This is a genomic window from Dyadobacter flavalbus (assembly GCF_006149045.1).
Classification (GTDB): domain Bacteria; phylum Bacteroidota; class Bacteroidia; order Cytophagales; family Spirosomataceae; genus Dyadobacter; species Dyadobacter flavalbus.
The window spans coordinates 536,694-549,807 of record NZ_VBSN01000049.1 but is presented as its reverse complement, the minus strand read 5'-3'; the positions used below and the strand labels follow the sequence as shown (position 1 = coordinate 549,807).

Sequence of the window (13,114 nt, the reverse complement as noted above, 5' to 3'; positions counted from 1 at the left end):
AAAAAAATCGAATGAATTTGATAACTTAACTATTAAAAAATCACTTGTGAAAACAATGAAACTTACACAAACCCAAATCCATATTGTGCTTCGTCAAACAGACACCTGAGTATCTGTTTAAAGGTATGTTGTAACATGAAAGTCGGCAAGGCGACCTATTGCATTTACCTTTTTTAAAAAATCCACTTGGACTTGCAGCTCTCCGATTTTGGAATATAATTCCTTCTCCTTTGTATTTTCAGCGTCATGCCCAGTCGGTGGAGATTCCTTACTGAACACTAGCTCCGCCTTTTCCAGAAACTCTCTCTTCCAGGCCGCTATCTGCGTTGGATGAATCTCATACTTAGAGGCCAGTTCCTGGACGGTTTGAACCTCTTTGATTGCTTCAATGGCCACCTTGGCTTTAAAGCTCGCGCTGAATTTTCTACGTTCCTTTTTCATAGTCAACTACTAAATTAGAAATTTAAGTAGCTGTCCAGATTTTTGGGAGTATTATAGCCGCTTGGCGGTCGACAATGGTGCAGAATTTATTTCCAAAGTGCTAGATAAATGGTGTTATGATAACGGTGTCACACTTGATTTTTCCAGGCCTGGAAAACCAACAGATAATCCATTTATTGAATCATTTAATGGAAGCCTCAGAGCGGACGCCGCGCGGATGAATGTTTGAATGCTCATTGATTTTTGTCCTTAGAAGATGCACAGAAAAAAATTGAAAGTTGGCGACAAGAGTATAACAGCTTTCGGCCGCACAGTTCACTGGGAAATCTAACCCCGGATGAAGTCGGGTTGCGGGTGAAAAAAGAAGAAAATAAAAGCCCGATTTTTCAGCTTTGATTGTCCAGAATTTGGGAGACCCTCATAAATGTCCGATTTTCCAGCTTTGATTGTCCAAAATTTGGGAGACCCTCAATATTAGGTTAATAAACTTAACCGATGGTCTCAATTTTGGGGAGTATTACACTTGAATATTTGCCAAGTAGTATTTTATTCCATAATACCATTATATGGCAAGTAGAAGCCTTTGGCTTGGAGATAACCATTAAACTAGATGGGAGAAAAGTTAGAAAGGAGTGAGATTTCAGTATTTCGTTTAGCAGCAAATCTGGATCTTTGATGTAGTATTTCCAACAACCAATTCCTGTGGTAAACTCATGGGGCGTTTCATCTTAAGGAACTCTGCCTCAAATCAAGACATTCGATTGATCTGCTTGGGGCAACTGGATGGTAAAGACGCTCCCAACGCCCATTTGGCTCTCCACCCTCAGCAAGCCCCCATGCCCTTTAGTAACAATATCATAACTCAAAGACAACCCTAACCCTGTGCCTTCCCCATTGGGTTTGGTGGTGAAGAAAGGCTGGAATATTTTCTGCATAACGCTTTCGGGCATTCCGATACCATTATCACTAACGCTTATCTGAACCCCTTCTTTGGTCTTCGCGGTGGTAACTATGACTGTCGGTTGATAAGTAGCGTCGGATTGCTGTTGACGCGCTCGGACTGCATAGAAGGCATTGTTATAAAGGTTGAGCAGGACCCGCCCAATTTCCTGTGGATCTACTGTTACCGGGTCCAGGTGAGTGTCTAATTCGGTTACCAATTGACAATTAAAGGCGGTGTCCTTAGCCCGCAGGCCGTGAAAAGCCAGCTTGAAACATTCATTGGCCAAAGCGTTGAGATTAATCGGCCGCTTCTCTCCAGAATCTAGGCGACTGTGCTCCAGCATGCCATTAACGATACTACTAGCCCGGTTTCCGTGATGAAGAATCTTGTGCAGGGTATGTATTAAGTCGTCAGCTATCAATTGCGCTCCCTGAAAATCACTTTTAACTAACGCCAGCTTTTGGTCGTTGAGCAGGTCGGCACTGACTTCCGAGTAATTAATAACAAAGTTTAAGGGATTTTGAATCTCGTGAGCGATGCCTGCCGTTAGTTCGCCCAGGTTAGCCAGTTTTTCCTTTTGGATAAGTTGGTCTTGCGTCACTTTTAAGTCCTGCAATGCTTTTTCCGCCTTGGATCGATGACGCTCTATTTCCTGCTTTTGCTGGTTTAATAAGCTGTTGGCTCGCTGCTTGTGCTGATTGTTTCGGTAAAGCAAGCTCAGTAAAATCAGTGTGCAGACGAGGGCCGCTGCACTGCTAAACAACCACCAGCGCTGCTGCAGGTTTTCTTTCTCTTTCAACAAACGAGATTGTTCTAAACGAGCTTTGTCCTGCTCAGCTTTCTGGATAATCGTCTGAATTTCAATTTCCGCTAGGCGATTGGCCGCATTTTGGTCGTCCATTGCCTTGCGAAACAAGTAATATGTTTTCAGATATGGATAAGCGGCCATAGGCTGCCCTTGTCGCTGGTAATTTTCAACCAAAAGTTGGCTTGATTTCAACGTGATTACCCGGCCGTCACTACTGCTATCGCCAATGGCTTTTTGATAGCTTTTCAGGCCGTAGCTGATACTAGCCGGGAAATTACCCAGCTTTTGGTAACATTGGGCGAGATAAAAATTAAAATAGAACGCTAGACCATTGCCACCTGGTGTATGGTCAATCTGGAGTGCTTTTAAGAGGTTAGGCACCGCTTGCTGATAATGCCCCAGGCCCATCAACCGCTGTCCTGTAGCGTCATAATATTTTGCTAAATCTACTTTGGGCTGCAAGGACCCGAGTCCGGTATCTGCAAGACGTTTTGCTTTGATAATGTAGTCGTTGGCCTCATCGAAGCGTTTTAATTCGATTAAGGTGAACGCTACTTTATTGTACATCCAGGCCAGCCTTGACTGGTTATTGGTTTTTTCCAATAGCCAGGCTGCTTGTTTATAGTAAGCCAATGCTTTTTTAGGTGCCTTCAGAGTGGTATATATATATCCTAAATTTTCAAGGATAAATGGGCGAAGATGCACTTCACCTTGGCGCTCCAACACAGCATTGGCCTTAAAGGATACCTCAAAAGAGCGAACTAGTTGGTTCCTGGTTACGTAATACCAGCTCAGTTGATAGGCAATCAGGGCGGCTTGCCGGCTGTTGGCGTGCCTGGTCATAAATTGGTTGACGAGACCTTCTAAACGTTTGGCTTCTGGCAACCGATTCGGTCCTTGGAGCAGCCGGGTTTTATAGGCTAATAAGTAATAAAAAGCTTCAAATTGATGGGCTTGCCGGAAAGCTTGGATGGAACGGTCTAAGTACTTTAAGCTTTCATCAACTTTATGCAGATAGCGATAGTTTGTACTGATAAAACATAGGATAACGGCCATCATCTCGGCATCCTGTTCCGCGGTAAAGTAAGTTAAGGCCGTCTCCAACTGTCGATTTACGGCTGAATAATCTAGGCTAAGCGGATAACCGAGACTAAAACTCATTCCAGATTTGAAGGGTGGAGCCAGCTGATGCTTGTCAGCAGCTATGCCCGACTGGAACTCGTAATAATACCACAGACTTGTTGTATAAGTAAAGGCGGCTAATGTTTGCTGATATAGTCCCACTCCATTGGCATATTGTACTTGTTTGGTAAGCATTTGGGCTTGTCTGGTGGCCAGTAGTCCACGCTTAAATTGTAAATCAGCAAAGCATAGTCGGGCAAGTGCATGTAATCGGATAACTTTCAGCGTATCAGAGGAAGACGGTTTGGTCAGCAATCTCTGCAGACTATCAATTCTAGCCTTCAAAGTGCTGTTAATTGGCTGAGACTGGGCCAGTACCACCTGAATAGTGAACCAAAAGAGCAAACAAGTTACTACACATCGATGCATGGCAGTGAAAGATAGCAAAGCCAAGATACGAATTAAATGTAAGCAAATAAATACTTGTTAGTTGAGAATGATTCCCTTGTTGAGATAAATTGTCAAGGCGGAAAATAGGTTGCCCTCAGGCTACCAGGTGAATTCGATTCATAAAAATAAAGAGTAGAAACAATTTCATGCGATGAGCGTTAAGCCTGAGATGGATAATATAAATTCCATTCTCAGGCTTTCTTGATTTTAAAGCTTTGAAACCGGTATAGTTCGGCGGAATGGCTGCCGTTGCCAATAGGTCAAGCTTCGCCATACCCATTCGAGGGGCCCAAACTGGAAGTGACGCAGCCAGATAGGGCTGACAATCAATTGCAGAACCCAGATAGCAGCTACCAGAAAATACAGTTGATAGAATTCCCACTCGGCATATTGGTTGAGGCCATAGCCGTAGAATACCAGTGTACAGATTACCGTGTGCATGACGTAGTTGGTAAAGGCCATCTGGCCGATTGCACCCAGCCGATACTGGAGCCCCTGTCCCTTATGGGATTGTATAATCAGAATTATTAAACTGGCATGGGCCATCACCAGCAGAATGCGCTGGAATGGATAAATCAGATTGGCCCAGATAATTGAATGCTTTTCCATATACCGGATGAAGGCCTCTGAATCGGTGATGTGCCGACTGTAGCCGTAATAAAAACTAAACATTACCAGCGGCAGGCCCAGCCCGTAGCCCAATAGCATGGTTTGAATATAACGTCGTCGTGGCCATTGGCCTGTCACGAACCCCCATTTGTAAAGCGCCATACCCAGTAACATCAGCGCGAGCGGGTCCCAGATTCCATGAAGCAGGTATTTGGTTTGAAAATCCCATACCTCTTTTCGATAACGTGAAGCAACTGTCAAATAATCGGGCGACTTCATGAGCCGGGTATGCTCGGCAGCTTCGACTTTGTTGGGTAAAAACGATTTTTGTACGTCTTGCCAGTCTTTAACGGTCTGCTCCTGGGCCGCCGTCAGTTTATGCCCCTGCTTCTGCTGCTGTTCAACAGCCACGTAAGCCAGCCGTTTGTTGCGCATATCCTGATAAAAGGATACATACATCACATTGTCAAAGATGGCGACCAGAATTACGCCCAACGCCAGATAGCCCGGTTTGATTTTTCGGAACCAGAAGGCAATCATCCCGATGATCCCATAGAAATATAGAATGTCACCCATCCAGAGCAGCACGTGTGAATCAATCAGGCCGAACAGTACCAGCCAGCCCATGCGCCGGAAAAACAGGCCCGTTACTGCCTGACCCGATTGCTCTTTCCGAGCGATAAACAAGATGATACCTACTCCGAAGATCATGGAGAACAAAGCTCGCATCTTACCTTCAAAAAGCACGGTAATGACAGCACTGACCCAGAAATTGACGTTGGTCGGATCGTTGCGGAAGGTATCCGAAAATCGGTCGGCCATAGAAAACACGGGAATGTTCATCATCAGGATGCCCAGCAGGGCTACACCTCGCAGGATGTCGATAATCTGGATACGTTCGGCTTGCGCTACGGGACGTGGTGCAGTGATGTTGGCTGGGGCAGCCTCAGTTACTGGCATGCTCATAGAGAATAGGTTTATGGTGAAAGGAAATTTGGACTTGGAATTGAACACTGATTCGGGAGGCTAGAAGTCAGTTGGAAGTACGATCTGAGGAATTTCTACGCTTCTAATTAAGCGTGATGTAGATATCAACAAGGTAATGCAAAAGATCCCAACGAAAGCGATTACTACCAGCGTAAAGATTGTGTCTACGGAGCGTTTCATGGCGTTAGAAAGGGGATAGGTGTTCGAATAGACCAAAGATAGCCTGGTGGCTTTGGCCGTACCTAGCTCGTTTGGGACAAAGCCTGTCTCGTTTAGGACAAGCGGGAGTTAACAAGTTACATTTTCCTGTTTGGCTCCGTTTTCCATGTGTTGGGACACGTATTTTGGAGTTGGCCTTTCTGTCACGCTTGAAACTAGACTATGATTCTTGTGGACAAGTGTAATGGATACTTAATATTAATACAAGACAGTTTTTATAAGAGGACTAGCTGTAACCATTACGTCGTTCATGCTTTGTTTGAAAAGAATAGATTTTCCATTAATGCTGCGTATAATCGGTAGGCGTCTGATGGTAGAACTCTTTGAAAAGCTTCGTAAAATAGGAGGGAGACTCAAAGCCTACTTTATACGCCGTTTCCGATACATTATAGCCTACTCGCAGTAGATCAACAGCTTTCCGTAGCCGATATTGACGCATCACATCGTGAGGAGATAATTGCAGCAAACTCTGAAGCTTACGGTGTAACTTTCGACGGCTCATGGCTAATTCGTCGGCTAGCCATTCGACACTCAGCGTCGAATCATCGAGTCGGCTTTCCAGGATTTGATACAGCTGATTTAGAAACTGGTCCTGAACCGTTTCCATTGGCTCGGATCTTTGATTAGCTTGGAGCTCAGAAAGTTGTCGGCGATACGCTTCCCGCAGTTTATCCTGCCGGTTCAGAATGTTACGTAGACGTAACCGCAACTCACCCATACTAAACGGTTTGGTCAGGTAGTCGTCGACGCCAGCCCGTAAGCCGTGCAGCCGCTTTGCCGGATCATGACTTGCCGTTAACAGCACAACTGGAATATGATCGGTTTCTGGATGAAGCCGGAGTTGCTCAATTAGCGCGTAGCCATCCAGGTGCGGACCGGTCTGGACGGGCATCACAAGATCCGTCACGATGAGGTCGGGCATTTCGTCTTTGGCGATCAACCAGCCATCATACCCATTGGCGGCTGACCGAATCCGAAACGTAGTAATTAATTCAGTCATCATAAACTCCCGCAGTTCAGAATTGTCCTCGACGATCAGGAGCAGAGGGGCCGTTTCGGGCTGTTCGGATACCCATTCAGCGTGAGAACTGACTGTTATAGGTGGTGCTGCTAATAAATCGGGCTGGGGAAGTGAGCTCAGGTTGAACGAAGCTCCTTCAGCGCCTGCTGATTGGATGGGTAGCTCCACCAGGAAGTGGGTACCCGAACCGGTTTCCTGCTGGTAGGCCCGAATAGTACCGCCCAGTCGGACGACTAATTCGTGTACCAGTGCCAGGCCAATGCCGGTACCAATTGGGGTTCGGCTGGATGACTGATTGACCTGATAAAACCGGTTGAAAATATGGGGCAGCTGTTCAGCATCAATACCAATACCGCTATCACTCACCAGCAACTGGGCCGTTGCTGATGTTTTAAATAGACTTACACAAATTCCCCCGGCCTCGGTAAATTTGATGGCGTTTGCCAGTAAATTGTACAGGATCTTCTCCCATTTATCGGCATCGAAAACATAGTTGCCGGTTGGAAAATCGGTCTGATAACTTAGTGACAGTTGTTTAATATTGGCTGAGGGGCGGAACAGCTCAACGATTTGACGGACGAATTCGGGCAAATCGCCTACCTCGTTGGCCAGTTTCATCTGTTGGGCTTCGAGTTTGTTGATATCCAGCAATTGATTGAATAACCGCAGTAATTGACGAGCGTTGCGTTGTACAGTAGCCAACTGGTATTGGTGGGCGGGTGGAAGCTCAGCCGTTTCCAGCAGATTGTCTACGGGAGCAACTATTAACGAGAGTGGGGTGCGGAGTTCATGGGTGATGTTGGCAAAAAAACGTGTTTTCATCTCATCCATCACTTTCAATTCAACCAGTTCACGTTGTTGTGCAGCGGAGTGAATGGCTTTTTCCAGCGTTTTTTTCAGGTCAGAGAACTTAATGGGCTTGGTCAAAAAGTCGAAGGCGCCCTCATTCATGGCGGTACGAATATTACTCATGTCGCCATAAGCGGTGATAATAACCGTTCGTAATCTGGGGTTTACTTGCGGTACTTTGGTGAGCAAGGTCAAGCCATCGACAATGGGCATGTTAATATCACTCAGCAGCACATCAATGTCGGGATGTTGCTCGAGAATGGCCAGAGCCTGCTGGCCGTCCGTGGCAAAAATAAATTCGTAGGTTTTTGCTTGAATTTGTTGACGAAACTGCTGACGGAATAAGTCTTCCAGATCTGTTTCATCATCGGCCAGTAGAATTTTGGTCGTCATCAAAGGAGTAAGGTCTTAGGGTGGCAAACAAAAATAATCGAATATTCCGGCTTGTCAATAACCTGATATTTAACGGTAAAACTTTGGACGACTGACAAGTTGATTCATGTTTTGCAATCGTTAACCGTTGAAATATAAAAGCGGCAGGGTAATCATAAATTGGTCTCCCCGTTGGACGTGCTGTCAACTGTTAAGCTTCCTCTATGTCCTTTGGTGATGATGTTATAGCTCATGAACAAGCCCAAGCCGGTACCCTCGCCCGTCGTAGGCTTAGTAGTGAAAAATGGTTGGAATATTTTAGGCTTTACCGAGTCGGGAATACTTGCCGTTGTGCCAAACTTGGATCATTCCGGTATTCGTCAGATGCTGCTTTTAAATCTAAATCATTGGCAGATAGCCAGAAATGGTGTGTTGTCTGGTTTGTTCTGAAACAGCGTAAGGCATTTCTTTATAACAAATTTAACTCCGTTACCTCGCCTGTCGGCTTGGTGATGAAGAAAAGCTGGAAAATCTTTCTATTTACCAACTCTGGATTAAGCCCATAATCTACGGTAATATGGTCGAAGCAGATGCGTTCGAGTGATCCGGTGGTTAGGAGTAGGCTGCTAAGGCAACCCTTTGGACAGAACTATGAGGCTTATAAAAAAGAGGAAGGGTAAACGGTGGTAATTCATGGTGTGTACAGAATCAAAAATCCAGTGACTAAATGCATAAGCCACTCTTAAATAAGTGGCTTATGCATAGAGAGGCCATGTCATTTGAGACAAATACTGTAAAGTTTGAAACAGGCGCTAGGTTTGTTACCTTACTTTGTTAATCCCAAGCGATCCAGGATGAAGGCGTAAATCAGTGCTTCTTCTTTCAGGTAATCAAAGCGGCCTGTAGCCCCGCCGTGCCCCGATTCCATATTAGTTTTCAGTAAAACCAGATTCTGATCGGTTTTGTACGAACGTAGCTTCGCCACCCATTTGGTGGGTTCCTGAAAGCCGACCTGCGAGTCGTTCAATCCGCCAGTAGCAAGGATATTCGGATAGGCCTTTTTGTCCACATTATCGTAAGGCGAATACTGCCGGATATAGTCGTAATCGGCCTTGACGTTCGGATTGCCCCACTGCTCGTATTCTTGCGTGGTTAGCGGCAGACTCGTGTCCAGCATCGTGTTGATGACGTCTACAAACGGCACTTTAGCAACTACTACCTGAAAAAGGTCAGGCCGTAGGTTCGTTACCGCACCCATGAGAAGCCCACCTGCTGAGCCACCTTCGATGGCCAGCTTTTTGGGGTTGGTGTATTTCTCGGCGATCAAATGCTCGGCACAGGCAATGAAGTCCGTAAACGTGTTCAATTTCTTTTGTAGTTTACCGTCTTCATACCATGCTTCGCCCAGGTCAGAACCGCCCCGAATCTGCGCAATGGCATACAAAAATCCACGGTCCACCAGACTAAACACGTTGCGGTTGAAGTTGGCATCCATAGTGACCCCGTACGATCCATATGCGTACAGCAGCGTTGGATTCTGGCCGTTTAGGTCCAGCCCTTTTTTGTAGACAATTGCCATCGGTATTTTCACCGTTACGCCGGACCGTGCATCTTTAGCGGGTGCCCACAGCCGTTTTACCTCGTACTTATCAGGATCGAAGCCACTAGGAATTTCCTGTTGCTTGAGCAGTTTGCTTATGCCTGTTGCAACGTCGTACTCAAAAGTCGAGTTTGGACGGTTCAGCGAGGTATAGGCATACCGGATCTGCTTCGCATCAAATTCGGGTAGTCTGACCTCTGAAGCAGCATAGACCGGTTCCGGAAAATCAACATTTTTCGTCTGGCCATTTTGTAAATCGCGCACCTGAATATTTACTAACCCGTTGCTCCGCGACTGAATCACCATAAACGTCTGGTACACATCTATGCGCTCTATGAGTGTTTTAGGATTATGTGGAATGACTTCCTGCCATGTTTTGCGGTCCTGATAACCCGTTTTGGGTAGCGCATATACTTTCTTGTTTTTATTCCGCGGGTCTTTCCACATCAGAAAAAAATGGTCCGGGTGATCGTTCAAATTGTACTGTATGTCCTTCTGGCGAGGTAGAAATATGACAGGCGTAGTCGTGGGCTGATCGGCGGGCAGCAACCGGGTTTCCGAACTCGTGAAACTCTCCGTTGTCACGTAAATAAGCTTCTTCGATTTACTGCGGCTTACATACACATTGAATAGCTCATTTTCTTCTTCATACACCAGCGAGGCTGGTGCCTTCGCGCCAAGCTGCTGGCGCATCACTCGATACGGCCTTAAAGCTGGGGTATAGGTCGTGTAAAAAAATGTCTTGTTGTCGGCCGACCAAGCAAATCCCACGACCTTATCCACCACGTCGGGCAGCGGCTTACCGGTGCGCAGGTCAATAAACTTAAGTGTAAACTCTGCATAAGAGCCGGTGAAATTGCTGGCGTAGGCAAAGATGTTGTTATCGTCAGAAATCTGATATCCTGCAAAAATGAACGCTGATTTGCCTTCGGATACTTTATTGCAATCCAGCAGAACTTCTTCCGGGGCAGTAAGCGCTCCTTTCTTTCGGCAAAAAATACTGTACTGCTTGCCTTTTTGGTCGCGCGAGTAATAATAGTAGCCATTATTAAGAGTAGGCACCGACTCATCTTCCTCTTTGATCCGACCCTTCAGTTCGGCAAATAACCTATCCTGCAAGGCCTTCGTATGCGCCAGTACGGTGTCTGTATAAGTGTTTTCGGCTTTCAGATAGTTGATTACTTCCGGGTTGGTTTTATCTTTGAGCCAGAAGTAATTATCTACACGGGAGTAGCCGTGTTCGGTGAACGTCTGCGGTTTGCTGGTCACAGTCGGAGGGGGAGGATAGTTGGATTGCTGCATTATTGGGTCGGACTTTTCGCCGGACTGACAGGCTGTCAGAGTCAGGATGAGCATCCCTAGCGGAATCATTTTGGTAGCAAATGGCATAAACATGGGATTAGAGGTAAGTAAAAAATAGGTTGGGTTTATTTCTTAATATTCAATCAAGGTTTTGTCTGCTGGATGTAAGTATTGACAATTTCTTCTAAAATGGGCAGTGGCACAGAGCCATTGGCCAACACGGCTTGATGAAACTGCTTTAAATCGAACCGGGAACCAAGTGCTTGTCTGGCCTTTTCACGTAGTTCCAGAATCTTCATCATTCCAATCTTGTACGAGCAGGCCTGACCCGGCCAGACTATATACCGCTCGACTTCAGTTGTTATGGCACTGGTAGCCCAGCCCGTATTGGCAACCATATAGGTAATGGCCTGCTCTCGTGACCAGCGTTTATAATGAATTCCTGTATCGACCACGAGTCGGACGGCTCGAAATAGCTCATCACGCAAACGGCCTAGGTTTCCGAACGGATCATGCTGGTAAAAGCCCATTTCATAAGCCAGTTGCTCGCTGTACAAAGCCCATCCTTCGATATACGCGTTAAAGGGAATGACAGTACGGAAGATGGGCAAGCCTTTTAGTTCGGTCTGTATACCCAATTGGAAATGATGGCCGGGGATAGCTTCGTGATAGGCAAGCGTCTTCATGGAAAATTTCGGGTGTTCGGATGCCGTTCGCAGATTCGCCACAAAAACTCCTCCTTTCGAGCCATCCAGGGCAGGCAGATCATACTTACCGAGAGCGCCTGTATTTTGCTGAAACACGGGCATTGGCTCAACCGTTATGGAGGCTTTCGGGCGAAGGGTAAAGGCGACATCCACCCGCTTACTGGCGTCGTCAATAATGCGTTTATATTCAGCCAGAATCAACCCTTTGCCAGCGGGTGTATCTGGATACAAAAAGCGACGTTCTTTAGCCAGCCGCTGAAGAACCGTTCCAATCGTATGGCTGGTATCGGCATAACCCTGACTTTTCAAAATGGCCCTCATTTCCTGCGTAATCCGGCGAACCTCGCGTAAACCAATCTGATGTATTTGCTCCGGGCTTAGATCGGTCGTGGTATGAATTCTTAGCTGATGACTATAATAGTCATCACCATAAGGATGCTTCCAGACGCCCTCATCCGGAGAAGTACGCTGGTATAAGAACTGGTTGTAGCGGATTAGTTTTTGATAAGCGCCAAAAACGGATGTCCGGATAACCTTGGCAACCCGGTTGGAATAGATCTTTTTTTCTTCCGCTGATACATCCCTGATGCGTGCTATCTTTTGATTGAAATTGGTGTAAAGTACGTTCTTGCTAATTTCACCATTTATAAATGCTTTCATCTGTTCCAGCACTCGCTGCACAATAATCCTGGGTGGGACAATGCCTTTATGCTCTCTGATGATCAGCCCTTGCAATACCTGATCAAACTTGGTGGCAATGCCTTTAAGTCGGGTAATATAGGCATCCATGTCGCTTCGGTTCCGTAGCTTGTGCTTGTTCAGTAGCAGATCGACAACTTCAAGCTGGGCTCCATCCATCTGGTTGAGCGGGTAATTATAGTAGAAGAATACTTTGCCGTCTGTGTTACTTTCCAAATACCAGCTTAGAATTTTGGTGTTTAACTTATTCTCCGGCGACTGACTCTCAAAATCATAGTGCTGCAGCATCTGGAAATCGTCTTTCATTTGTTCAAAACTGCGCCATTGCTGAGCATCCGTTGCATCATCCCATTTGTCTTTGGTCCAGTCATACAGGACAGGCAGACCCAGATAGGTGATTGTTTCCGGACTACGCAGCATGCCGGTAATAAAAACGCGGTCGTAGAAATGCCGAATATTAAACGGGCGAAACCAGATCAGATTGATAAGCCAGCCGGCAGCGATCAACAGAATCAGCAATAACGAGCGGGATATCCAGTATTTCCAGGTTCGTTTCAAGGTTGCCATGGGTAGAATAAAGTGGAATAGGTTTTATCAATAAATGAAATGGTGTCCTGCCAAATCGTGGCCGGATAGGCGCCGGCTTCTCCGGATTTAGCCGCGCCAGGGAAAACAGCATCTGCCCGGAGATCATGGAGTCTTTCCTGACATCCTTGCCTGTCTGGCCATTCAGAGTAGGCATTTGGGTGGATGAGGGATTTTGCCCAGGAGCAGGATAGGTTGCTGCGACCAGGTAAAGGGGTGAAAAAACCATTGAAGCCAAATGTTTCATGGAAGAAATGGGCGTAAAGGATCGTAGCAACTGAGTTGAATGGAAGCAAAGATCTCTGCTTATGGAGCGTGTAACCAGCTGGTTTGAGACAAAAACTATAAAGTTTGGGACAAGGTGATCAGCCAGTGACCAAGGTATTGGAATTACCTGTTA

9 protein-coding genes and 1 pseudogene are annotated in these 13,114 nt (G+C 46.1%); 2 read left to right on the top strand and 8 right to left on the bottom strand.

Annotated features, from left to right (window positions below; all coding sequences use genetic code 11):
• Window positions 1-117: 117 nt before the first annotated feature.
• Window positions 118-441, bottom strand: a complete 324-nt coding sequence (locus tag FEM33_RS18010) for a transposase (RefSeq protein WP_139013370.1) — start codon at window positions 439-441, stop codon at window positions 118-120.
• A 58-nt stretch (window positions 442-499) separates the two neighbouring features.
• Here FEM33_RS18010 and FEM33_RS18005 point away from each other — a divergent pair.
• Window positions 500-837, top strand: a pseudogene (locus FEM33_RS18005) (integrase core domain-containing protein); the annotation flags it as partial.
• A 347-nt stretch (window positions 838-1,184) separates the two neighbouring features.
• Here FEM33_RS18005 and FEM33_RS18000 read toward each other — a convergent pair.
• The 4 genes from FEM33_RS18000 to FEM33_RS17985 all read right to left on the bottom strand — a co-directional run bounded on the left by FEM33_RS18000 (window position 1,185) and on the right by FEM33_RS17985 (window position 8,138).
• Window positions 1,185-3,659, bottom strand: a complete 2,475-nt coding sequence (locus FEM33_RS18000) for a tetratricopeptide repeat-containing sensor histidine kinase (RefSeq protein WP_229214298.1) — start codon at window positions 3,657-3,659, stop codon at window positions 1,185-1,187.
• A gap of 312 nt (window positions 3,660-3,971) precedes the next feature.
• The gene (locus FEM33_RS17995) at window positions 3,972-5,339 is read right to left on the bottom strand and encodes a DUF418 domain-containing protein (RefSeq protein ID WP_229214297.1); all 1,368 of its coding nucleotides are present in this window, start codon (window positions 5,337-5,339) and stop codon (window positions 3,972-3,974) included.
• A gap of 520 nt (window positions 5,340-5,859) precedes the next feature.
• Window positions 5,860-7,842, bottom strand: coding sequence for a response regulator (locus tag FEM33_RS17990; RefSeq protein WP_139013522.1), 1,983 nt, complete (start codon window positions 7,840-7,842; stop codon window positions 5,860-5,862).
• Between the two features lie 152 nt (window positions 7,843-7,994).
• Complete coding sequence (locus FEM33_RS17985; RefSeq protein WP_229214311.1) at window positions 7,995-8,138, bottom strand: ATP-binding protein; 144 nt, start codon at window positions 8,136-8,138, stop codon at window positions 7,995-7,997.
• On the opposite strand from FEM33_RS17985, the gene FEM33_RS26755 reads away from it, so the two are divergent.
• Entirely contained in the window at window positions 8,074-8,271 is a 198-nt protein-coding gene (locus tag FEM33_RS26755; RefSeq protein ID WP_229214296.1) for a hypothetical protein, read from the top strand. The genes FEM33_RS17985 and FEM33_RS26755 overlap by 65 nt on opposite strands.
• Window positions 8,272-8,647: 376 nt before the next feature.
• On the opposite strand, the gene FEM33_RS17980 is transcribed toward FEM33_RS26755, so the two are convergent.
• Genes FEM33_RS17980 through FEM33_RS17970 form a run of 3 tightly spaced genes read right to left on the bottom strand, consistent with a single transcriptional unit; the run spans window position 8,648 to window position 12,871 of the window.
• Window positions 8,648-10,810 carry a S9 family peptidase gene (locus FEM33_RS17980; protein ID WP_229214295.1) on the bottom strand — a complete coding sequence of 721 codons (2,163 nt, stop codon included), beginning with the start codon at window positions 10,808-10,810 and terminating at the stop codon, window positions 8,648-8,650.
• A gap of 56 nt (window positions 10,811-10,866) precedes the next feature.
• Complete coding sequence (locus tag FEM33_RS17975) at window positions 10,867-12,648, bottom strand: DUF885 domain-containing protein (RefSeq protein WP_201747790.1); 1,782 nt, start codon at window positions 12,646-12,648, stop codon at window positions 10,867-10,869.
• Window positions 12,587-12,871, bottom strand: coding sequence for a hypothetical protein (locus FEM33_RS17970; protein ID WP_229214294.1), 285 nt, complete (start codon window positions 12,869-12,871; stop codon window positions 12,587-12,589). Before FEM33_RS17970 ends, FEM33_RS17975 begins: the two co-directional genes overlap by 62 nt.
• Window positions 12,872-13,114: the final 243 nt, after the last annotated feature.

Excerpts from the sequence above, each read along its gene's own strand:
- FEM33_RS18010 (WP_139013370.1), bottom strand. The coding sequence starts at position 441 with ATGAAAAAGGAACGTAGAAAATTCAGCGCGAGCTTTAAAGCCAAGGTG.
- FEM33_RS17995 (WP_229214297.1), bottom strand. The coding sequence starts at position 5,339 with ATGAGCATGCCAGTAACTGAGGCTGCCCCAGCCAACATCACTGCACCA.
- FEM33_RS17990 (WP_139013522.1), bottom strand. The coding sequence starts at position 7,842 with ATGACGACCAAAATTCTACTGGCCGATGATGAAACAGATCTGGAAGAC.
- FEM33_RS26755 (WP_229214296.1), top strand. The coding sequence starts at position 8,074 with ATGAACAAGCCCAAGCCGGTACCCTCGCCCGTCGTAGGCTTAGTAGTG.
- FEM33_RS17980 (WP_229214295.1), bottom strand. The coding sequence starts at position 10,810 with ATGCCATTTGCTACCAAAATGATTCCGCTAGGGATGCTCATCCTGACT.
- FEM33_RS17970 (WP_229214294.1), bottom strand. The coding sequence starts at position 12,871 with ATGCCTACTCTGAATGGCCAGACAGGCAAGGATGTCAGGAAAGACTCC.